At 47.2% G+C, this 20,741-nt stretch carries 22 protein-coding genes; 17 read left to right on the forward strand and 5 right to left on the reverse strand.

The annotated features are described in order from the left end of the window. Positions 1-55: 55 nt before the first annotated feature. Positions 56-982 (forward strand): EamA family transporter RarD, encoded by a 927-nt coding sequence (gene rarD, locus Q9R36_RS14855; protein WP_009795338.1) that lies wholly within the window; start codon positions 56-58, stop codon positions 980-982. Positions 983-1,265: 283 nt separating this feature from the next. On the opposite strand, the gene Q9R36_RS14860 is transcribed toward rarD, so the two are convergent. Continuing rightward, the gene (locus Q9R36_RS14860; protein WP_035403221.1) at positions 1,266-2,069 is read right to left on the reverse strand and encodes an NAD kinase; all 804 of its coding nucleotides are present in this window, start codon (positions 2,067-2,069) and stop codon (positions 1,266-1,268) included. 143 nt (positions 2,070-2,212) lie between these two features. Between Q9R36_RS14860 and sppA the strand changes: the two genes are divergently transcribed. The 9 genes from sppA to Q9R36_RS14905 all read left to right on the forward strand — a co-directional run bounded on the left by sppA (position 2,213) and on the right by Q9R36_RS14905 (position 10,051). Further along, positions 2,213-3,220 carry a signal peptide peptidase SppA gene (gene sppA, locus Q9R36_RS14865; RefSeq protein ID WP_022544277.1) on the forward strand — a complete coding sequence of 336 codons (1,008 nt, stop codon included), beginning with the start codon at positions 2,213-2,215 and terminating at the stop codon, positions 3,218-3,220. Between the two features lie 13 nt (positions 3,221-3,233). Next, the gene (locus tag Q9R36_RS14870; RefSeq protein ID WP_311225451.1) at positions 3,234-3,737 is read left to right on the forward strand and encodes an RDD family protein; all 504 of its coding nucleotides are present in this window, start codon (positions 3,234-3,236) and stop codon (positions 3,735-3,737) included. A gap of 146 nt (positions 3,738-3,883) precedes the next feature. Beyond that, positions 3,884-4,585, forward strand: coding sequence for a DUF2953 domain-containing protein (locus Q9R36_RS14875; RefSeq protein WP_009795334.1), 702 nt, complete (start codon positions 3,884-3,886; stop codon positions 4,583-4,585). A gap of 18 nt (positions 4,586-4,603) precedes the next feature. Next, positions 4,604-5,092, forward strand: coding sequence for a GerW family sporulation protein (gene ytfJ / locus Q9R36_RS14880; RefSeq protein ID WP_022544276.1), 489 nt, complete (start codon positions 4,604-4,606; stop codon positions 5,090-5,092). 141 nt (positions 5,093-5,233) lie between these two features. After that, positions 5,234-5,734 carry a thiol peroxidase gene (gene tpx / locus Q9R36_RS14885; protein WP_009795332.1) on the forward strand — a complete coding sequence of 167 codons (501 nt, stop codon included), beginning with the start codon at positions 5,234-5,236 and terminating at the stop codon, positions 5,732-5,734. A 154-nt stretch (positions 5,735-5,888) separates the two neighbouring features. After that, positions 5,889-6,875 carry a class I SAM-dependent methyltransferase gene (locus tag Q9R36_RS14890; protein WP_022544275.1) on the forward strand — a complete coding sequence of 329 codons (987 nt, stop codon included), beginning with the start codon at positions 5,889-5,891 and terminating at the stop codon, positions 6,873-6,875. A 495-nt stretch (positions 6,876-7,370) separates the two neighbouring features. Beyond that, positions 7,371-8,558 (forward strand): acetate kinase, encoded by a 1,188-nt coding sequence (locus tag Q9R36_RS14895; RefSeq protein ID WP_009795330.1) that lies wholly within the window; start codon positions 7,371-7,373, stop codon positions 8,556-8,558. A 138-nt stretch (positions 8,559-8,696) separates the two neighbouring features. Next, on the forward strand, positions 8,697-9,536 hold the full coding sequence (locus Q9R36_RS14900; protein WP_094766897.1) for an EcsC family protein: 840 nt from the start codon (positions 8,697-8,699) through the stop codon (positions 9,534-9,536). Further along, the gene (locus Q9R36_RS14905; RefSeq protein ID WP_094766898.1) at positions 9,536-10,051 is read left to right on the forward strand and encodes a MogA/MoaB family molybdenum cofactor biosynthesis protein; all 516 of its coding nucleotides are present in this window, start codon (positions 9,536-9,538) and stop codon (positions 10,049-10,051) included. The genes Q9R36_RS14900 and Q9R36_RS14905 overlap by 1 nt, the downstream gene beginning before the upstream one ends. A gap of 72 nt (positions 10,052-10,123) precedes the next feature. Here the strand turns inward: Q9R36_RS14905 and Q9R36_RS14910 are convergent, their stop codons facing one another. Further along, positions 10,124-10,438 (reverse strand): hypothetical protein, encoded by a 315-nt coding sequence (locus Q9R36_RS14910; RefSeq protein WP_094766899.1) that lies wholly within the window; start codon positions 10,436-10,438, stop codon positions 10,124-10,126. Between the two features lie 225 nt (positions 10,439-10,663). Between Q9R36_RS14910 and Q9R36_RS14915 the strand changes: the two genes are divergently transcribed. After that, complete coding sequence (locus Q9R36_RS14915) at positions 10,664-11,869, forward strand: argininosuccinate synthase (RefSeq protein WP_129613947.1); 1,206 nt, start codon at positions 10,664-10,666, stop codon at positions 11,867-11,869. Then, complete coding sequence (gene argH, locus Q9R36_RS14920) at positions 11,866-13,254, forward strand: argininosuccinate lyase (protein ID WP_311225452.1); 1,389 nt, start codon at positions 11,866-11,868, stop codon at positions 13,252-13,254. The genes Q9R36_RS14915 and argH overlap by 4 nt, the downstream gene beginning before the upstream one ends. A gap of 40 nt (positions 13,255-13,294) precedes the next feature. Here argH and Q9R36_RS14925 read toward each other — a convergent pair whose 3' ends face one another. After that, a complete protein-coding gene (locus tag Q9R36_RS14925) occupies positions 13,295-13,747 on the reverse strand; it encodes a universal stress protein (RefSeq protein WP_009791719.1) in 453 nt (150 codons plus the stop codon). Between the two features lie 108 nt (positions 13,748-13,855). Here Q9R36_RS14925 and Q9R36_RS14930 point away from each other — a divergent pair, with 108 nt between their 5' ends. Beyond that, positions 13,856-14,011, forward strand: coding sequence for a hypothetical protein (locus Q9R36_RS14930; RefSeq protein WP_022544273.1), 156 nt, complete (start codon positions 13,856-13,858; stop codon positions 14,009-14,011). A 41-nt stretch (positions 14,012-14,052) separates the two neighbouring features. Here Q9R36_RS14930 and Q9R36_RS14935 read toward each other — a convergent pair whose 3' ends face one another. Then, on the reverse strand, positions 14,053-15,378 hold the full coding sequence (locus Q9R36_RS14935; RefSeq protein WP_248137465.1) for a purine-cytosine permease family protein: 1,326 nt from the start codon (positions 15,376-15,378) through the stop codon (positions 14,053-14,055). A 248-nt stretch (positions 15,379-15,626) separates the two neighbouring features. Here Q9R36_RS14935 and ald point away from each other — a divergent pair, with 248 nt between their 5' ends. After that, entirely contained in the window at positions 15,627-16,748 is a 1,122-nt protein-coding gene (gene ald, locus Q9R36_RS14940; RefSeq protein WP_094766904.1) for an alanine dehydrogenase, read from the forward strand. A gap of 44 nt (positions 16,749-16,792) precedes the next feature. On the opposite strand, the gene Q9R36_RS14945 is transcribed toward ald, so the two are convergent. Continuing rightward, entirely contained in the window at positions 16,793-17,887 is a 1,095-nt protein-coding gene (locus Q9R36_RS14945; RefSeq protein ID WP_094766905.1) for a M24 family metallopeptidase, read from the reverse strand. A gap of 158 nt (positions 17,888-18,045) precedes the next feature. Here Q9R36_RS14945 and Q9R36_RS14950 point away from each other — a divergent pair, with 158 nt between their 5' ends. The 3 genes from Q9R36_RS14950 (at position 18,046) to Q9R36_RS14960 (ending at position 20,537) form a co-directional block, all read left to right on the forward strand. Next, positions 18,046-18,726 carry a metal-dependent hydrolase gene (locus Q9R36_RS14950; protein ID WP_094766906.1) on the forward strand — a complete coding sequence of 227 codons (681 nt, stop codon included), beginning with the start codon at positions 18,046-18,048 and terminating at the stop codon, positions 18,724-18,726. A gap of 108 nt (positions 18,727-18,834) precedes the next feature. Further along, on the forward strand, positions 18,835-19,086 hold the full coding sequence (locus tag Q9R36_RS14955) for a hypothetical protein (RefSeq protein ID WP_094766907.1): 252 nt from the start codon (positions 18,835-18,837) through the stop codon (positions 19,084-19,086). Between the two features lie 131 nt (positions 19,087-19,217). Beyond that, complete coding sequence (locus Q9R36_RS14960; protein ID WP_094766908.1) at positions 19,218-20,537, forward strand: CBS domain-containing protein; 1,320 nt, start codon at positions 19,218-19,220, stop codon at positions 20,535-20,537. The last annotated feature ends 204 nt before the right edge of the window (positions 20,538-20,741 follow it).

Below are 20,741 nucleotides of genomic sequence, written 5' to 3' on the forward strand. Positions count from 1 at the left end.
TTTCTTTTGGCTTTATAATTATTTCGATATTAGAAAGAATCGAGGCTAACCAACAATGACAGATACTGAAGTAAAACAAGGGGCCCTGTACGCAGGGCTGTCTTATTTGATATGGGGCATCCTGCCGATCTACTGGAAGCTTCTCAATCATGTGAGTGCTGATGAAATCCTGGCCAGCCGGGTTTTCTGGTCCTTCATCTTTATGCTGGCTGTACTTGTCCTGACCAGGAAATGGCCGGATTTTGTCCGGACATTGAGAGGAATACGGAACAACAAGAAGCAAATGCTCGCTCTGACAATTGCTTCCTTGCTCATAAGCTGCAACTGGTTCATATACATTTGGGCAGTCAATTCCGGCCAAATGATTGAAGCAAGCCTTGGCTACTATATCAACCCGCTGGTCAGTGTCCTTCTGGGAATAGTTGTTTTAAAAGAAAAGCTTTCCTCTGTGCAGGCAGTATCTTTCCTGCTGGCTGCAGCGGGTGTGCTTATCATGACCCTCTCTTATGGACGATTTCCATGGATTGCGGTTGTGCTTGCTTTATCTTTCGGCCTTTACGGTTTGGCAAAGAAACTGATCAAGGTGGAATCTGCCATTGGACTGACGCTCGAAACGATGGTTGTCATGCCATTGGCACTTGGATATCTGATTTATTTATTTGCAGCCGGAAAGCAGTCCTTCCTGGCCATTTCCACAGGAACGGATCTCCTGCTGATCGGTGCAGGGGCAGCCACTGCGATCCCGCTTCTGTATTTTGCCAAAGGGGCACAGAAAATACCGCTTTCCATGCTGGGTTATCTGCAGTATATCGCCCCGACATTGACACTGCTGCTCGGCATTTTCGTATATGGTGAAGAATTCACAAAGACCCATCTGGTTGCATTCTTGTTCATTTGGCTTGCTTTGACCGTCTACTCGCTGTCCAGAACGAAATTATTTGCCAATATGAAATGGAAGCATGGAAAAGGGCTGGGGATGTAAAAAGGAAGAGGCCGCGGCCTCTTCCTTTTTCTGATTTGAACGTCCCTCTGCAGGGCCGCCAAAGAGCCTTTTTGGCTGTGGGACGAACTGTATTTTGATGTTATGGGCTGGAGAAAAAAAGAAAGTCATGTATTCCATCAGGCACCTGGGATACATAAGTGTGAAAAAAAAGGAAGTCATGTATTCCAACCGGCTCCTGGGATACATGATTGTGAAGAAAAAGGAAGTCATGTATCCCATCTGGTATCGGGATACATGACTTGTTCATACAATCTTGGCCTTTTTATAGAAAACTCCTCTTTACCTTTTCCCAGAAGGAGTTGTCCTTAAGTTTGACAGTCTTGATTTGTTTGCCGCTCAGTTTGGCTTCAATTTTTTCGACATGCTGGATGCTTAGTGCTTCGTTGTCCATTCCCATTGTCGGATGGTCATTGCCGTCCTGGATGACTCTGAGGGTCAGGCTGCGGCCGCTGCTCAGGATGAATGAAGAACCCAGTGTCCTGTATCGGTTATTGTTCAGGGATGCCAGTTCGCTGACCTGGAGGCAAGGGAGCATAGGGTCAACGATGGCGCCATTGACCGATTTATTATAGGCTGTACTGCCTGTCGGAGTTGCGACAATCATCCCGTCGCCCCTGAAGGTTTCGAAATGGAGATTATCGATAAATACATCCATAACAAATGTTTTGATGATCGCAGACCGTATGCTGAATTCATTCAGGCAATAGAAGGAGGATTCATCATCCACCTTTATCTCCATCGTCGGGTATCTTCTGACTTCAATCTGCTCATTGGCCATCGCTTCAACCATCTTGGATGTGTCATCAATATGGAAATCGCAGTACATGCTTAATGTGCCGGTCGTAGAGATGCCCGCGTACAGGCAGTCCTCGCGGAAGCCGGTCTTGCGGACCGCCTGAAGAAATGTCCCGTCACCGCCAATGCTCACAATGATATTAGCCTGTTTAAAGTCATTGACTATGGTAAAGCCGTATTTTTCGGCAAGCTCATAAAGATGGCCTGCTTTTTCCATCATTTCAGAATCTTTCTTATGGTAAAAATATAAGTTTCGGCGCGTCACTTTCATTCCTCCCATTCAAAATGATAATATTTGCGTATGATTGGTATTTTGCGGCAATAACGTTTATTGTCATCAGTGTACATGTTTTTGAAACATTTTAAAAGTTATTGCGTATTAATACTTGGAAAAGGAAAAAAGGAGGAGAAGATATGAATGGGAAAAGATGGGCGGCTCTTGGAATAGCCGCTGCACTGCTGTTTTTCTCCATTATTACTAGTGTGCTGTCGACTTTCGCATTTAGAAATGCCGAAAGCACATTTGCGGATATGTTTCCAGTTGATGAAGCATTTTCTGAAGAAATCATTGAACCGGGCAGCAGTTCAAAGAAAATTGCCGTCCTGAATGTAGATGGGACCATCCAGGATGCAGGAGATGCCAGCTCACTGTTTGCCAGTCCCGGCTATAACCACAAATCTTTCATGAAAAAGCTGGACCATGTTAAAGAGGATGATAGTGTGAAAGCGGTCATTCTTCGCGTGAATTCCCCGGGTGGCGGTGTAGTGGAAAGCTCTGAGATCCATGATAAGATCGTGGAAATCCAGAAGGAAGCGAAAAAGCCTGTGTACATATCAATGGGATCCATGGCTGCTTCCGGCGGCTATTATATTTCAGCACCTGCTGAAAAAATCTATGCCAGTCCTGAAACCCTGACAGGCTCCCTGGGTGTCATCATGCAGGGATATAATTATGCAGGGCTTGCCGAAAAGTATGGCGTAGAATTTGTCACGATTAAGAGCGGACCTTACAAAGATATTATGAGCCCTTCAAGGGAGATGACGGAAGAAGAACGGGAGATCCTCCAGTCTATGATCGACAATTCTTATGAAGGCTTTGTTAAAGTCATTTCAGAAGGAAGGGGCATCCCGGCAGATCAGGTGAGGAAAATCGCCGACGGACGGATCTATGACGGCCGCCAGGCAAAAGAGCTCAATCTGATTGATGGTTTCGGCTTCTTTGAAGATGTTGTAGATGAACTGGAGAAAGACCATAAGCTTAAGGGTGCACAGGTAGTCAGCTATTCGGAAAATATGGGCTTTGGCTCCTTGTTCAGCATGGGTGCGCGGAAAGTGATGGGCGATGATATTGAAATGGCCGGCATGATGAAGCTGTTGTCACAGCCGAATGCCCCGCGGCTGATGTACATGTATTCAGAATGAGGAGGGATGGCAAATGACCACATTAGACAGCCATTTGGACAAGGATTTGCCTGCTGACAATCATTCACCAGCCAGCCCGTCATATGCAGATCATGCGGCATCAGTCCGTTTTGCCGGTTTCTGGATGAGGTTCTGGGCGTATCTGGCCGATCTCATTGTCATAGGCAGCATTAACCGCATTATCGTGCATCCGATTTTTCGGGCGGCGGATCTTCCCCTTGGCGATTCCGGGATTTTCACTCCCGCAAATATCGTCACAAGCATCATTTTTTATGCCTATTTTGTCCTGATGACAAAGTATTTCAGGCAGACGCTCGGGAAAATGATATTTGGGCTGAAAGTAGTCAGTCTTAAAGATGAAGAAATGTCCTGGAGCACCATATTGTTCAGGGAGTGGATCGGTCGTTTCATTTCAGCCACTATTTATATTGGCTATGTCATTGTCGCTTTTCTGCCGAAAAAACAGGGGCTTCATGACCTGTTTGCCGATACAAGCGTCATTCACGAAAGAAAATAAGGAATAATTGAAAGAATCGCCTGCCGGCCTGCTGCCGGCAGGTTTATTTTTTTTCCCAAAAGGAAAGCCTAGATTTAGCGTCTGGATATCTTTAGCAGGAGACTAATGCGAAAAAATACACCAGCCTGTTAATAGGGGGTGATCGGATGTGGTGGCTGATCCTTGGAGCAGCAGCGGCAGTCATTCTGCTTTTGCTCATTATTCTTCTTTTCTCAAAGCTAACAGTTTACTTTAACTTTTATCATGGCCAGGACAATGACCATATATCAATAAAGTTCCGGGCCTGGTTGGGCCTTATCCGCTATAACATACAGGTTCCGCTGATAAAAATCGATGATGACTCCCCTTCCATTGTGGTTGAAGAGAAAGTGGAAGCCGGCCGGGAGGAGGAGAAGAAGCAGGAAGACCGGAAAAAATTCACGCCGGAGGACTTCCTGAACAGTATCAAGGATGCCGAGGAGCTGATACGCCATGTATTTGGCCTCCACACGATCATCCGGCGATTTCTGAAAAAGGTGGCAATCAGGGATATCGAATGGCATACATTGGCCGGAATCGGTGATGCGGCGCATACTGCTGTCCTTGCAGGGATAATCTGGTCTGCAAAAGGAAGCCTGGTCGGCATTCTCAGCCACTATATGAGGATGAGGGACATGCCCGTTTTGTCGGTGACCCCCCATTTTCAGGCTGCAGTTTCCCAAACCCGTTTTTCATGTATGTTTCAATTCCGCATCGGGCAAGCTATGTTGGCAGGAATTAAACTGATTAAATATTGGAAAGGCGGAATGCCGGACTTTAGGACAAAGCCGTTATCCGTGCTATCTGATAATAAAACAAAATCCGTTTAGATGAGGAGGAAGTTTATTATGTCTGATCATCCGATACAAGGCTTGATGACGACCGCAATGGAAAATTTGAAAGAAATGATTGATGTGAATACAATCATCGGGGACCCGGTTGAAACTCCTGATGGAAGTGTGATCCTTACCGTATCAAAGGTCGGTTTCGGCTTTGCAGCAGGCGGCAGTGAGTTCATGCTTGAAGGTTCAGGCCGCGAGGGAGAAGGCAAACCGAAGCATCCGTTTGGCGGAGGAAGCGGCGGCGGAGTTTCCATAACGCCGATTGCTTTTTTAATCGTAAGTTCCCACGGAGTTAAAATGGTCCATCTGGACGAGAGCACACATCTATATGAAAAAATCCTTGATTTGGCCCCTCAGGCTGTTGATAAGATCCAGCAGATGATGTCAAAAAATAACGGATCAGGGAACAGCAGCCAGGATGGAAAGAGCGAAGGCCAAAGCAGCCAGAACCGCTCGAACGAATACAATGGACCAAAGCATGACCTGGACTTCTAAAATGGATGTTTGAAAAGGCTGGTCTTCTTCCCCGGAGACAGCCTTTTCTATTGCCGGACTAAATGGCTTTTCATTGCAAAATGATTTTCCAGGAAGTATGATTGCACTGTACATATATGAAAAATAAGGAGGAAGAAACCAATGGCATCAATTACTTTTAAAGGAAATCCGGTTACTTTGCTGGGGAACGAAGTGAAAGCAGGAGACCAGGCTCCGGAATTCAAAGTGCTTGCCAATGACTTATCTGAGGTAACGCTTGCGGATTCCAAGGGCCAGGTAAGACTGATTAGTGTTGTTCCCTCTATTGATACAGGCGTTTGCGACGCTCAGACGCGCCGATTCAATGAAGAAGCATCAAAGCTTGATAATGTAAAAGTTCTTACAGTCAGCGTAGATCTTCCTTTCGCACAGAAGCGCTGGTGCGCAGCTGCCGGCATTGAAAATGTGCAGACAGTTTCAGACCACCGCGACCTTTCTTTCGGTGAAGCTTACGGAGTAGCAATAAAGGAGCTCCGCCTTCTTGCACGGGCAGTATTTGTTGTTGATTCCAATGACAAAGTGGTTTATGCCCAATATGTGAGCGAAGCAACTGACCATCCTGACTACGAAGCTGCAGTGGAAGCTGCAAGGCAAGCTGAATAAACTTCGAAGAACCCCGGGCAATCGGGGTTTTTGTATGCCTTAAGAATGCCCAGGCTGTATTCCTTAATCTCCTGAATGGCAGGCGGCGGGCTTGTGATCCTGCCGGAACCCCGTTACAATAAGACAATAATATTTTAGCAGGAGGAATGAATTAGTGAGTATCACTCCCGTAGAAGAACTGTTCTCAGTCTTTAATGAAACAGCTATGATCTTGCAGGAAGAGCTGCAATGTACATATTTAGAGGCGCTTGCAGAAACAGGCGATAATATTTTTCAAGAGTCCATTCTCCAGGACGGACTCAGTGAGCTTAATGTAAAAAGGCTGAAAAAAAGCTATGAGTCGCTGAATCTTGACCTATATACAAGCGAGAATATCAGAAAGTCGTTTCAGCTGGCCATTTTAAAGGGCATGAAGGAAAATGTGCAGCCAAACCACCAGATGACACCGGATGCTGTCGGAATGCTGACAGGTTATCTGGTGAATAAATTTGTCGGGGCGAAATCTTTCCGCCTTCTGGATCCAGCGGTCGGGACAGGCAATCTCCTTACGACTGTCATCAATCAGCAGGAAGGAAAAAGCATTGAAGCAGTCGGGTCAGATGTGGACGACCTCCTCATTAAGCTTGCCTACATCAATGCCAACCTCCAGAAGCACCCCATCCAATTCTATAACCAGGACAGCCTTGAGCCGCTGTTCATTGAAAGCGTGGATGCAGTCATCAGCGACCTTCCAGTGGGGTATTATCCAAACGACATAAGGGCGCAGGACTATGAGCTGAAGGCAGACGAGGGCCATTCTTATGCCCATCACCTTTTCCTGGAACAGAGCATGCGCCATGTTAAGGAAGGCGGCTATCTGTTCCTGATTGTGCCAAATGGCCTGTTTGAAAGCGAACAGGCGGACAAGCTGAAGGCGTATATAAGCAAGACAAGCATCATCCAGGGCCTGCTCCAGCTCCCGGAAACATTGTTTAAAAATAAAAATGCCGCAAAAAGCGTCTTTATCCTCCAGAAAAAGGGTGAAGGGGTCACAGCTCCAAAGCAAGCCCTGCTTGTAAACATGCCGAGCCTTTCAAAAACGGAACAGGTCGAGAGAATCCTTAAGCAGGTGGATGCCTGGTTCAGGGAAAATAAGATATAGAGTGCAAAAAGCATGGTCCCAAACTGGATCATGCTTTTTCTATTTGAATGAGAAGAAAATATTAATGGAGCTGTCCAGACTCAAAACCTGCTGGCATAAGTCTTCCGGAGAGTGTTAAGAGGATGCTGCCGCATTTTAGTCTGCAGTCTTTAATTGGAAGTTCTGTTTTAGCTGAAGAGCCGCAGGGGTAATGGAAAATAAGAAACGGAAATCACCGAAATGTCGGAATACATTTAATTTTAACTGTAAACGATACCAATTTTGAATGTTCCTTGAAATCATGCAAGCACAGTGATTAAATGGGGAATTGAGAGATAAAATGATGCCAGTTGCACACAATAAATGTGTACCACATCAGGCATTAGATTAGCATCGGTGTTATATAAAGGCTGGCATCCTGGAGGGAAAAGAGATACATATTTCCCCATGGTCCCCATTGCACTGGTTAAACATACAGGACGTATGCGAGTCCGCATTTAAAAGGAGCGACATATCGTGGCGAAAATTATTGCAATTAATGCTGGAAGTTCTTCATTGAAATTTCAATTATTTGAAATGCCAAGCGAAGAAGTAATCACAAAAGGTCTTATTGAACGAATCGGTCTAAACGATGCAGTTTTCAGTATTTCTGTTAACGGCGAGAAGCAGACGGAAGTAACGGAAATACCTGACCATGAGGTTGCAGTCAAGCTTCTGCTCAATAAGCTGACTGATCTGAAGATCATCGAATCACTGGATGAAATTGAAGGAATCGGCCACCGTGTAGTACACGGTGGAGAAGAGTTTGCAGATTCTGCGGTTATCACGGAAGAGGTACTGAGCAAAATCGATGCACTTTCCGAGCTGGCACCTCTTCACAACCCTGCAAATATTACAGGAATCAAGGCATTCCAGCAGGTGCTTCCAAATGTACCGGCAGTAGCTGTCTTTGATACTGCGTTCCATCAGACTATGCCTGAAAGCTCATTCCTGTACAGCCTTCCTTATGAGTATTATGAGAAGTTCGGCATCCGTAAATACGGCTTCCACGGAACTTCACATAAATATGTATCAGAGCGTGCAGCAGAGCTTCTTGGCCGTCCGCTTGAGCAGCTTCGCCTGCTTTCCTGCCACCTGGGGAACGGTGCAAGCATCGCGGCCATTGAAGGCGGAAAATCAATTGATACATCCATGGGCTTTACACCGCTTGCCGGTGTGACAATGGGTACCCGTTCAGGGAATATTGACCCTGCTTTGATTCCATTCATCATGGAGAAAACAGGCAAGTCAGCTGACGAAGTGCTTAATGTACTGAATAAAGAGAGCGGAATGCTTGGAGTTTCTGGCTTCTCAAGCGACCTTCGCGACATCGAGGTACAAGCGTCTGAAGGAAACGAAAGAGCAGAGCTTGCTCTCGAAGTGTTTGCAAACCGGATCCACAAATATATCGGCTCTTATGCTTCACGCATGTACGGAGTTGATGCCATTATCTTTACAGCAGGCATCGGCGAAAACAGTGCTGAAATCCGCGAGCGTGTCCTTCAGGGACTGGAATTCATGGGCGTATATTGGGACCCTGCATTGAACAAGGTCCGCGGTGAGGAAACGTTTGTCAACTATCCTCACTCACCGGTCAAGGTTATCATTATTCCGACAAATGAAGAAGTTATGATTGCCAGGGATGTTGTAAGGCTTGCGAAATAATATTTGAATGATTGAAAGGACAAAGAAGCCAAGGCTTTTTTGTCCTTTTGTTTTTCTGCCTTCTCCATCCAATGAAACAGGATTTGCCTGAATCAATATGCTATACTGAACAAAAACACCGGCAAGGAGGATGAAGATATGGCACTAAACGGACGGGAAGAACAGGCTTTATCTGAGATCGCACAATGGGAAGACAAGCTGGCACAGTATGAATCCAATGATTTGGAGCTGACCTATGACAAATATTTAGAAAAGGCGTTCCTGCTGCTTCCTGAGAAAACTCAGCAGCAATTTTTTGCTTCCCTGGATAACTGGCTGTTCCATCTCCATGCCTTGATCCAAAGCTCACAGCTCCAGCTGGATGCAAAGGAACGAATCCTATCTGCAGGCCGCATCTTTGATGCCGGCATTGAAACAGTGGAAGATCTGGCTTCATTGGACATCAATCAGCTGCAATACATAGCCAATCAGCAGATTGCCCGCCACCGCCTTTACTCATTTGCACAGGGAGGGGCATCGGGGACCGGCGGTGTGCTGCTGCTTGGATCCGATCTTCCTGCCATGGCTGTCATCAATTTGCGTGCAGTCCAGCTCATCGCGATGACATATGGGATTGAAGTGAACACACCTTATGAGATGATGGCTTCTTTAAAGGTGTTTTGCGCATCGATCCTGCCGCCGCGGCTTCAGGGGCAGGCCTGGGAACAGCTTCTGGCCGAACTGGAGAATGCGGAAGAAGCTTATTTTTATGAGGGCCAGGAGGAACTGACGGACATTGCCTGGATGGGCCAGCCGATCAAACAGCTTTTCAAAGGCCTGGCTATAGCAGCTTTCAAAAGGAAATCCATCCAGGGCATCCCGCTTGTCAGCATGGCCATAGGAGCAGGTGCAAACTATCAGTTTACAAGGAAGGTCACTGATTTTGCCCATAAATATTATCAGTACAGGTATCTGCTGAAGAAACAGGGGGAAGTTTGATGAGCAGCGAGGAACACAAAAAAGAAGCCCCCAAAACAGTCAGATGCAAAATCATTACCATCAGTGATACAAGAAATTCGGAGACCGATAAAAGCGGAAGGCTGATGAAGGAGCTTCTTGAAGCAGAGGGCCACAGGGTAAGTTCCTACCAGATTGTCGCCGATGAAAAAGAAAAGATCCGTCAGGCGGTCCTGGAGGGATGTTCAGATCCGGATATCGATGCAGTCCTTACCAATGGCGGGACAGGAATCGCTTTAAGGGATGTAACCATTGAAACGGTGAGTGCACTTTATCAAAAGGAAATTAGCGGCTTCGGGGAATTATTCCGTATGCTGAGCTACCAGGAGGACATCGGCTCTGCTGCAATTCTCTCCCGCGCTTCTGCGGGCATCATCGAGAATACAGCTGTCTTTTCCACACCGGGATCTTCAGGTGCAGTAAGGCTGGCCATGAATAAATTGATCATCCCGGAGCTGGGGCATGTTATAAGGGAAGTAAAGAAAGATCTTGTATAAAAAGGGGGCGGGGCGCCATCATGGCGCCCCGCCTTTTTGCTTTGCAGAATAATATTCTCTACAGAGCTTAAATCAGCGATGCAGCTTTCCCCCGATTTCCTGATTGGCCCTGTACCACAGCCAAAGATCGTTGATGATGGAAGCAAGATCCGCGATCTCACTGTTCAATTTGCATGAAAGCTCAAAATTCTCTTCATCTGCGAGCTGGTCCTGTCTGCGGTTTATCTGCGTCTCAAGCTCTGATATCCTGTCCGGGATCCCCCCGCGTATCTTCTCCCATGTATACAGAATTTCCTGGCGCTCTTCCTGCGGGTACTCTTCCCACTCGCCATCCAGCACAGGAACAGCAATCCCCAGGCGCTTATCCAAAATGAAAACATCCTCCATCTCATCCGTCCCCCAAAAATAGGCTGCTTTTATTGTACATGGTGACAGGCACCTATACCAGTCGGCCGGACTGGTACAGGTGCCTGTCACCATAAAAATTTATACATTTTAACGAATAACTATTGAATTAATCCTGGAATATTGTTAGAGTATTAACTAGTTAATTGTATAAAAACATAATTTAAATGAATATTTATTCGTTCATCTATAGAGGAGGAAATTTTCATGTCAAATCAAAAAGTTGTTTTAGCATACTCAGGCGGACTGGATACTTCTGTGGCGATCAAATGGCTTGGCGACCAGGGATACTCAGTGGTTGCGTGCTGCCTTGACGTTGGGGAAGGCAAGGATCTGAAGTTCATCCAGGAAAAGGCGCTTAAAGTGGGAGCAGTCCAGTCATATGTACTGGATGTGAAAGAAGAGTTTGCGAATGAATATGCACTTGCTGCCCTTCAGGCGCATGCTCTTTATGAAGGCAAATACCCGCTTGTTTCTGCTCTTTCCAGGCCTCTTATTGCTAAAAAGCTTGTTGAAGTGGCTGAAAAGGAAGGCGCCGCTGCGGTTGCGCATGGCTGTACAGGAAAAGGAAATGACCAGGTAAGATTCGAGGTATCGATCCAGGCACTTAATCCAGACCTCAAGGTGCTCGCGCCTGTAAGGGAATGGAAATGGTCCAGAGAAGAAGAAATCCAATATGCAAAGGATAATAATATCCCGATTCCGATCAATCTGGATTCTCCGTTCTCAATAGACCAGAACCTTTGGGGCCGCAGCAATGAGTGCGGGATTCTGGAAGATCCGTGGGCGGCTCCGCCTGAAGAGGCCTACGACCTGACAACAAGCCTTGAGTTTACGCCTGACACACCTGATATCGTAGAAATCGAATTCAGCAAAGGGGTGCCGGTAAGCCTGAACGGCAAAGCTTATCCGTTATCCGAGTTGATTCTGGAGCTGAATCTGATGGCAGGCAAGCATGGAGTCGGGCGCATTGACCATGTTGAGAACAGACTTGTCGGCATTAAATCAAGGGAAGTCTATGAGTGTCCGGGAGCCATGACGCTGATCAAAGCGCATAAAGAGCTTGAAGACCTCACACTTGTTAAAGAGCTTGCCCATTTCAAGCCTGTCATTGAGAAAAAACTGACTGAGCTTATCTATGAAGGGCTTTGGTTCTCGCCATTGAAAAAGGCTTTAACGGCTTTCCTTGAGGAAACGCAAAAGCATGTGACAGGAACTGTAAGGGTGAAATTGTTCAAGGGGCACAGCATCGTCGAAGGCAGAAAATCTCCTTTTTCTCTTTATGATGAAAAATTGGCCACATATACATCTGAAGATGAATTCGACCATAATGCCGCGGTTGGTTTTATCCAGTTATGGGGCCTGCCGACAAAGGTTCAAAGCATTGTCCAGAATAAGAAGGTGACAGTGTGAAAAAGCTTTGGGGAGGAAGATTCACGAAATCGGCAGAAGAATGGGTCGATGAATTCGGAGCCTCCATCTCCTTTGACCAGGAGCTTGTTGAGGAAGATATAGAGGGAAGCCTTGCACACGTGGAAATGCTGTCCCGCTGCGGGATTATTGAAGAGGAGGAAGCAGCTCAGATCCAGAAGGGACTCAAGCTGTTAAAGGAAAAGTCCCAGGAGGAAGGGCTTCCTTTCTCTGTAAAGCTGGAGGATATACATCTGAACCTGGAAAGCCTGCTTACGGACGAAATCGGGCCTGTCGGCGGCAAGCTTCATACAGGCAGAAGCAGGAATGATCAGGTAGCAACAGATATGCACTTGTATTTAAAGAAACAGGCAGCACATGTTATCAAGCTGATTGAAGAGCTCCAGGCAGCCCTGCTTTCCCAGGCAGAGGAGAATGTGGAAACCCTCATGCCGGGCTATACTCATCTTCAGAGAGCACAGCCCATTTCGTTTGCGCATCACTTGATGGCTTATTTCTGGATGCTGGAAAGGGATAAGGAGAGATACAGCGAGAATCTGAAAAGGATCAATGTTTCTCCTCTTGGTGCAGGCGCCCTTGCCGGTACAACCTTTCCAATCGACCGCGAGCTGACAGCCAGTCTGCTCGGGTTTGATGACATCTATGAAAACAGCATGGATGCTGTAAGCGACAGGGACTTTATCCTTGAATTCCTTTCAGCAAGCAGCATTCTGATGATGCATCTGTCCCGTTTCAGCGAGGAAATCATTCTCTGGTCGAGCCAGGAATTCCGGTTCATTGAGCTCGATGACAGTTTTGCGACAGGAAGCAGCATCATGCCGCAAAAGAAAAACCCAGACATGGCAGAACTGATACGCGGAAAAACCGGCCGCGTCTACGGCAACCTTGTCGGCCTGCTCACAGTGCTGAAGGGGCTGCCTCTTGCTTATAACAAAGATATGCAGGAAGATAAAGAGGGAATGTTTGATACAGTTAAAACGGTTATTGGCTCACTTAAAATTTTTTCCGGCATGGTTGGGTCCATGACGGTTAACAGTGAAGTAATGGAAAAGGCCACGAAAAGCGATTTTTCCAATGCGACAGAACTGGCTGACTATCTTTCCGGTAAAGGCTTGCCATTCAGGGAAGCCCACGAAATTGTCGGGAAGCTTGTCCTTGATTGTGTGAACAGAGGCTGCTTCCTTTCCGGCCTGCCGATGGAAGTGTATAAGGAGGCAAGCACCCTTTTTGAGGAGGATATTTACGAGGTCCTTGACCCGCGGGCGGCTGTTGCAAGAAGGAACAGCCAGGGCGGAACAGGGTTTGCCCAAATAAAGAAGGCGCTGGAAAAAGCAAAAGGGCGCCTGAAGGATAAAGCCTACTCATAACAATAAAGGCCGCTGCAGGGAAGCAGCGGCCTTTTAACTATTATTCCGGGTCCTTTTCGGTCCTGACTACAAGCACATCACATGGGGCATAGCGGGTGATATGTTCGGAAACGCTGCCGATCAGGAAGCGTTCAACTGCATTCAAACCAGTTGCCCCGCAGACAATCAGATCTGCATGCTGGACCTTGGCAATTTCCTTGGGTATCTTTACTTTCGGAGAACCATAATCTGTCACATATTCCACATTTTCTACTCCAGCCTCCACTGCTTCCTGCTGATATTTTTTAAGCAGCTCGGCTGCAAACATGTCAGCCCTTTCAGCAATCGTCCTGTCATAGGCTTCGACAGTTGCGAAGGTGCGCGTATCGATAATGTGGGCAAGGGTCAGCCTGGCTTTGTTCCTGACTGCGATCCCGACCGCCTTCTTGAAGGCCCATTCCGCTTCCTTGGAACCGTCTACTGCTACTAAAATGTTTTTGTACGTGAGCGTCATTTGAATCTCCTCCTTTACCTTTATTATACATTACCCCAAAATGCATAACTGTTACAGAAATTCGAAAGATAGTATAGATAAAAAAAAATCGATAAGGGGGAAATGAAGATGCCAAAAGAGCCGAAAGGGCAGTCTCATTATATCTATGACGACCAGGGACACAGCCAGGTAAGTGCACAAATCATGGATTCGTACAACAGCGGTGTCATCGATCAGGAAAATGGAAGAGTCGACACTTACAGCAGCGAAGAGGAAACAAAATAAAACATTGAAAAAAGTGCAGGGCGCTGTCCTGCACTTTCTCGTTATTGCCTTCCTTTTCGCAGCTGAAGACAAATGTAAAGGGAAGCGGTGGCTATAAATGAAACAAAACCTGGAGAAGCATTTTCAGGCAGGAGGCTGTAAGAGATGATCCCGAAAGCCATGCTGATGATTGCCTGCTTATTGACAAAACCAGGCTCCCGCAGGACCAGCAGATCTGCCTCAGTCAGCTTCCGCCTTTTTATGAAAAGAAAATCTGCTGCAATAACCGCAGAAATGGGAATGACAAAGGTGCCGAGCAGAGAGATGTATTTCTGAGCTGATTCAACGATATCAGGAAAGCAGCTCAGAATGACCGCAGCGAGCCCGAACAGGCATGCACTCTTTATCCTGCCGAGCCCCTGGAATGTATTCAGCAGACTGAATCCGCCTGTATAGGCGTTGTTCAGGTTGATGGAAATCATCGACATCATGGCACAGGCGAAAATCAGCACCAGTACGGAAACAGAAGATGTGAGGGTGCTTGCCGACACAAATGGATTCAGCTCTCCCAGGAGGCTTGCAGACAATGCCCCTAAAACGGCTGTGATGGCAAAGCCGGCTGTGTTCCCGGAAAAAAGCCCCCAGAAAGCGCCGCGTTCAGACTTCGCGTACCTTGCCATATCAGAAGAAGCACTTAATCCTGAAACGTATTGGACAAAAGCCAGGCTTGAATAGAACAGGAATGAAGAAAACTCCCAGCTGCCATGGGTTAAGATTGTGCTGTGATCAGTCTGGCCCGCTTTTTGGATCAGCAGGACAAACAGTGCAGCCTGGCCGATCAGCAGAAATGGCATAAAATAGCGGGTTGCTTTTTTCACCGCATCAAAGCCGACAAGCGCTAATATGGCCATGATCAGGGCCAGGCAGACCGACACTGCCAGAAAAGGCAGCCTGACAGAAAAAAGCCTGCTGCCCAGCTCGGTCAGTACAGCAGTTCCGCCGATCGTCTGGACAGCAAACCAGTATAATGAGGTCAAAGTACGGATCGGAGACGAAATATATCTTGCCGCCCCTGTGCCAAGCATGCTTCTGATCGCATATTGGGCAGGCAGCCCGTAGCGGGATCCGGGCAGCGTCAAGAAGGACACAAACAGAAAGGCGAAAGCCGCCCCGATCATGGTGGATGCTGCGGCAGCATAAAAAGAAAGGCCCCCTGAAATCACGGCGAGTGCAGGGACAAGGAAATTCCCCGAATTTACCGAAAAGGCCATCTGCAGAATCATGAAATCATACCAGGGTGTCTGTTTAAGATGGGAGGGAACGGCCTCCAGCCCAAGCTGCTCAATTTTACCCCGGCTGTCTTTTTGTATGTTGGCAGTTGACGCCATACTTGCATCAGCTCTCTTTCTAAATACATTTTACAATAATCGGTGGAACTGAAGGATATTTTTTTGTCCCGGGCATGGAAAGAAGTCATCTTAACCGAATAACTCAGCATTTTTAACAAGAGCGTATCATCACGGCAATGTAAGGGTTTGCAGGCGATAAAAAAATTTTACTTTCTTCTTTTCCTATAAAGGTGTTATAGTAGTATCGGTTCTATCCTATTTACTATATTTTGCAGGAGGTATGCAGCATGCGTATCGGAATACCCAGAGAGATAAAAAACAATGAAAATCGTGTCGCAATGACACCGGCTGGCGTTGTCAATTTGCTGAACTTTGGTCATGAAGTATTTATTGAAACCCAGGCTGGCATGGGATCCGGTTTCACTGATGAAGATTATACAGCTGCTGGCGCGAAAATTGTAAACAGTGCAGAGGAAGCATGGTCCATGGAAATGGTCATGAAGGTAAAAGAGCCCCTGCCTAGTGAATATGCTTATTTCCGTGAAGGCCTGATTTTATTTACATACTTGCATTTAGCTCCAGAGCCGGAGCTGACGAAGGCTCTGATTGATCATAAAGTGGTGGGGATCGCTTATGAAACGGTCCAGCTTGCCAATCATGCATTGCCTCTCTTGACCCCAATGAGCGAGGTTGCCGGAAGGATGGCTTCCCAGATCGGGGCGCAGTTCCTGGAGAAGGTCCATGGCGGCAAAGGGATCCTGTTATCCGGTGTGCCTGGCGTGCAGCGCGGAAAAGTAACAATCATCGGCGGCGGTGTAGCCGGTACGAATGCAGCTAAAATGGCAGTAGGACTTGGTGCAAAGGTGACAATCATCGACCTGAGCCCGGAACGCCTGCGCCAGCTTGATGATATCTTCGGCAATGATGTGACAACATTGATGTCCAATCCTTATAATATTGCAGAAGCGGTCAAAGATTCTGATCTAGTGATCGGTGCCGTTCTCATTCCGGGAGCAAAAGCGCCAAAGCTTGTGACAGAAGAAATGATCATGAGCATGAACCCAGGCTCTGTCGTGGTTGATATTGCGATTGACCAGGGAGGGATTTTTGAGACAACTGACAGAATCACTACCCATGACAACCCGACTTACGAAAAACACGGTGTAGTCCATTACGCGGTTGCCAATATGCCTGGCGCCGTGCCGCGCACTTCAACGATTGCCCTGACGAACGTGACTGTGCCGTATGCAGTCCAGATCGCCAATAAAGGGTATAAGCAGGCATGCGCAGATAATGAAGCTCTGCTGAAGGGAATCAATACTCTTAACGGCTATGTTACGTATAAAGCTGTAGCCGAGGCACATGGCCTTGACTATTCTGATACAGCGACGCTGCTTGAGCAGCAGTAAATAGAAAAGATCCGGAGCCGCTGCTCCGGATCTTTTTGCTTCAATCAGACAAATTGAAGTTCCTTCGGGAATTTCGTTAAAATCTCAACACCGTTTTCTGTTACGGCCAGATCATCCTCTATCCGGACGCCTGCCACACCAGGAACATAAATGCCAGGCTCAATGGTAAATACCATGCCTTTCTCAAGCTGAAGGGAGTTGGCTGAAGTCAACGAAGGATACTCATGTACACTTACTCCGAGACCATGGCCGAGGCGGTGAGGGAAGTATTCCCCGTAGCCGGCCTCTGCAATGATATTCCTTGCCGTCATATCTATTTCAGAGCAGGCAGCTCCCGGCTTTGATGCGTCCACGGCGGCCAGCTGCGCTTTAAGGACTGTTTCATATATTTCTCTCTGCTTCTCGCTGATCTCACCGTATGCGACAGTGCGGGTGATGTCTGAGCAGTAGCCGTCGACTACGACACCTAAATCAAAAAGGACAAGATCGCCTTTCTTGATTTTGGTCATTCCCGGTGTCCCGTGGGGGGAAGCGCCGTTTGCGCCGGTCAGGACCATCGTGGAGAAGGACATTTCATTGATGCCCTTTTTCTTCAAGGCATACTCGACCGCAGCGAGGACATCCATCTCGGTCTTTCCTTCCTTAATTTCTTCACAGCCTGTCTGGATGGCAAAGTCGGCCAGGGCGCATGCTTCACGGATGATTTTCAGCTCCTTGTCATCCTTCACCATCCTGAGCTTTCTCAGCTTTTCTTCTGCAGGAACGAATGCCGCGCTGGAGAATAAAGCAGAAATTGCTTCATAACGCTCTACATTCATATGTTCTTTTTCAACTGCAGCCCTGCTGACTTTTTGATTTCTTTTCTGGATGGCCGAAGAGATGAATTCCCATGGATTATCCGTATCGCTGTAGCCGATGATTTCATAATTCCATCCGGCATTCTTAGCATCATTTTTTTCCATCCCGGGGCAGACAAGGAAAGGCTCTTCATCCTGGAAAACGCCAAGGCCAAGGAGGCGTTCATGCGGATCGCTTAGGAACCCGCTTAAGTAAAAGACATTATCGGGAGAAGTGATAAAGCTGAAGTCAATATCCTCTTCCTTCATCCATTGTGATAACTTGCTGATTCTGCTGTCCATGCAAAAACCTCCTAAATCGTATGTAAGTGCAGTTTGCTTCATGTTAATTGTAAACTTTTAATTGTGAATTAGAAAGGGTATAGGACTATATCAGGGAGGAAATCCTGTATTTTTGTTGAACATTGAATTACATAAGAGTTTGAAGGGAGAAGATAGCGATGAAGGTTTCATACCATGGGCATGCTGTCGTAAAAATTGAAACAAAAGGCAAAGTAATTTTATTCGATCCATTCATCACAGGGAATGAACTGACAGACCTGAAGGCAGAGGACGTCAAACCGGATGTCATCATCCTGACACACGGCCACAGCGACCATCTTGGGGATACAGTGGAATTGGCAAGGAAGAATGATTCTCTTGTTATTGCAAATGCCGAGCTTGCTGCTTATCTTGGCTGGCAGGGCATCAGGACGCATGCGATGAGCATCGGAGGAGCTTATGAGTTCGACTTTGGAAAGGTAAAGCTCACACCTGCCATTCATGGCACCGGGCTGATGACAGAGAATAAAGAGATTATCTATCTTGGCATGCCGGCCGGCGTCCTTTTCACGTCTGAGGGAAAAACGGTTTATCATGCAGGAGATACTGCATTATTTTCAGATATGAAGCTGATCGGCGAGCGCCATCCGATTGATGTTGCATTCCTGCCGATTGGCGATAACTTCACAATGGGGCCTGAAGATGCCGCATATGCAGCTGAGCTGCTGAAGGCAGGGGTGACAGTACCGATCCATTTTAATACTTTCCCCCCGATCAAACAGGATCCGCAGAAATTTATTGAAATGCTTCCTTCAGGCAAAGGCAAGGTGCTTGAAGCAGGGGAGTCCATCGAACTATAAGTGCAGCTGCGGCTGCACTTCTTTTTTTCTGCAGCCGCCCCCTCCTTATCTAAAGGTCTTTTTCAGGCATGTCCGCATAGATATAAAATAGAAAAAGGAGGAGTTGCAATGAAAAACAATCGGTATTTACTGTGTATCCTGCTGTGCGGGATGATGCTGTACTATGCGGTCCCCAAGCTGTCGATTGAAAGCGCGGGGGCGGAAGGCATCTTTGCCGGGGCCTGGCTGCTGCTGGCCCTGTTTGTGGTGGCCGGCAATCTATCCGGCCTGCTGTTTTCGCAGGCCAAAGCGAAGGCAAGGCTTTCTGCGGGAGCAGCAGCCAGAAGGAAAAAGAGGCCGGCCAGGAGCTTCAGCAAATAACCTGAGGGCTCCTGTCCTGCGGATATGTGTTATAACATCAATCGTAAATTGAATCGGCCGGGAATTCACCTTATAATAAAATAAGAAAAATTTACAAGACGAACAGCAATTTTAAATAAAGGGTGAAGGTTTTGGCTACTAAGCATGAACAAATTCTGCAATATATAGATGAGCTTCCGATCGGCGAGAAAATATCTGTCAGGCAGATAGCAAAGGCCTTGTCGGTCAGTGAGGGAACGGCTTACCGTGCAATCAAGGATGCTGAAAATAAAGGATATGTTAGCACGATTGAAAGAGTCGGCACCATCAGGATCGAAAGGAAGAAAAAAGAGAATATTGAAAAGCTGACATTCGCTGAAGTGGTCAACATTGTAGACGGGACTGTCCTTGGAGGGCGCGACGGCCTCCATAAAACCCTTAATAAATTCGTGATCGGCGCCATGAAGCTGGAAGCCATGATGCGCTATACAGGCGCCGGGAACCTGCTGATCATAGGAAACAGGACACGCGCCCATGAGCTGGCACTTAAAGCAGAGGCGGCGGTCCTGATTACAGGCGGATTCGATACGGATGATGAGGTCAAAAAGCTGGCAGATGACCTTCAGCTGCCGATCATCTCTACTAGCTATGATACGTTTACTGTTGCCACGATGATCAACAGGGCCATCTATGATCAGCTGATCAAAAAAGAGATTGTCATGGTAGAGGATATTTTGACCCCACTGCAGGAAACGGTGTTCCTTTATTCCTCTGAAACTGTTTCAGAATGGCATGGCCGCAACAGGGAAACCCTTCACAGCCGCTTCCCTGTCGTGGATCAGAATATGAAAATACAGGGCATGATCACTTCAAAGGATATAATGGGACATGCTCCGGAATCAGCTATCGAAAAGCTGATGACCAAAAGCCCGATGACTGTAAACGGGAAGACAAGTGTAGCATCAGCCGCCCATATGATGGTCTGGGAAGGCATCGAGGTTCTTCCAGTTGCCGATGAAGCCAATCGGCTCCAGGGGATCATCAGCAGGCAGGATGTACTCAAGGCGCTGCAGATGATTCAGAGGCAGCCGCAGGTGGGAGAGACAATTGATGATACTGTAACAAGCCAGCTGGTCCTGTCGCGCGGAAAGGCGAGGGGAGAAGATGTATACCGCTGCGAGGTCAGCCCCCAGATGACCAATCCGCTCGGCACAATCTCTTACGGCGTGTTCACAACCATTGTCACCGAAGCAGCCAACAGAGTCCTGAGAAGCTATAAAAAAGGGGATCTTGTTGTTGAGAATATGACTATCTACTTCCTGAAGCCTGTCCAGATCGACAGCGTACTCGAAATCGTTCCAAAAATACTTGAAGCCGGTCGCAAATTCGGCAAAGTAGACGTCGAAGTCTTCAGTGAAGGCATTCTCGTAGGAAAAGCCATGATGATGTGCCAGCTCATTGACCGGCATTAAGAAATGCAGAAAAGCTGTGCTATATTAAAGAACGCAGGCTAAGAACGCCACGTCCTGTGGCAACGCCTGCATGACCCACATCCTGTGGGCCCAGCATAAGACAAGAAGGGTGGAAGGTTGTTCTTTAACCTTCTGGCCTGATCAGCTTATGACTCGAGGGGCTAGCGCCCGGAACTGGACTGTTTTCCAAGACCGAAGAGGAAT

The organism is Bacillus sp. AG4(2022), from assembly GCF_031844465.1.
In the GTDB taxonomy this organism is placed as follows: domain Bacteria; phylum Bacillota; class Bacilli; order Bacillales; family Cytobacillaceae; genus Bacillus_AB; species Bacillus_AB infantis.

What these genes read in the sequence shown, in the direction of transcription:
- Q9R36_RS14905 (WP_094766898.1), top strand. Translation starts at nt 9,536, where the DNA reads ATGAGCAGCGAGGAACACAAAAAAGAAGCCCCCAAAACAGTCAGATGC.
- Q9R36_RS14945 (WP_094766905.1), bottom strand. Translation starts at nt 17,887, where the DNA reads ATGGACAGCAGAATCAGCAAGTTATCACAATGGATGAAGGAAGAGGAT.
- ald (WP_094766904.1), top strand. Translation starts at nt 15,627, where the DNA reads ATGCGTATCGGAATACCCAGAGAGATAAAAAACAATGAAAATCGTGTC.
- Q9R36_RS14925 (WP_009791719.1), bottom strand. Translation starts at nt 13,747, where the DNA reads ATGACGCTCACGTACAAAAACATTTTAGTAGCAGTAGACGGTTCCAAG.
- Q9R36_RS14915 (WP_129613947.1), top strand. Translation starts at nt 10,664, where the DNA reads ATGTCAAATCAAAAAGTTGTTTTAGCATACTCAGGCGGACTGGATACT.
- Q9R36_RS14870 (WP_311225451.1), top strand. Translation starts at nt 3,234, where the DNA reads ATGACCACATTAGACAGCCATTTGGACAAGGATTTGCCTGCTGACAAT.
- sppA (WP_022544277.1), top strand. Translation starts at nt 2,213, where the DNA reads ATGAATGGGAAAAGATGGGCGGCTCTTGGAATAGCCGCTGCACTGCTG.
- rarD (WP_009795338.1), top strand. Translation starts at nt 56, where the DNA reads ATGACAGATACTGAAGTAAAACAAGGGGCCCTGTACGCAGGGCTGTCT.
- Q9R36_RS14910 (WP_094766899.1), bottom strand. Translation starts at nt 10,438, where the DNA reads ATGGAGGATGTTTTCATTTTGGATAAGCGCCTGGGGATTGCTGTTCCT.
- ytfJ (WP_022544276.1), top strand. Translation starts at nt 4,604, where the DNA reads ATGTCTGATCATCCGATACAAGGCTTGATGACGACCGCAATGGAAAAT.
- Q9R36_RS14875 (WP_009795334.1), top strand. Translation starts at nt 3,884, where the DNA reads ATGTGGTGGCTGATCCTTGGAGCAGCAGCGGCAGTCATTCTGCTTTTG.
- Q9R36_RS14935 (WP_248137465.1), bottom strand. Translation starts at nt 15,378, where the DNA reads ATGGCGTCAACTGCCAACATACAAAAAGACAGCCGGGGTAAAATTGAG.
- Q9R36_RS14860 (WP_035403221.1), bottom strand. Translation starts at nt 2,069, where the DNA reads ATGAAAGTGACGCGCCGAAACTTATATTTTTACCATAAGAAAGATTCT.
- Q9R36_RS14900 (WP_094766897.1), top strand. Translation starts at nt 8,697, where the DNA reads ATGGCACTAAACGGACGGGAAGAACAGGCTTTATCTGAGATCGCACAA.
- Q9R36_RS14955 (WP_094766907.1), top strand. Translation starts at nt 18,835, where the DNA reads ATGAAAAACAATCGGTATTTACTGTGTATCCTGCTGTGCGGGATGATG.
- tpx (WP_009795332.1), top strand. Translation starts at nt 5,234, where the DNA reads ATGGCATCAATTACTTTTAAAGGAAATCCGGTTACTTTGCTGGGGAAC.
- Q9R36_RS14930 (WP_022544273.1), top strand. Translation starts at nt 13,856, where the DNA reads ATGCCAAAAGAGCCGAAAGGGCAGTCTCATTATATCTATGACGACCAG.
- Q9R36_RS14950 (WP_094766906.1), top strand. Translation starts at nt 18,046, where the DNA reads ATGAAGGTTTCATACCATGGGCATGCTGTCGTAAAAATTGAAACAAAA.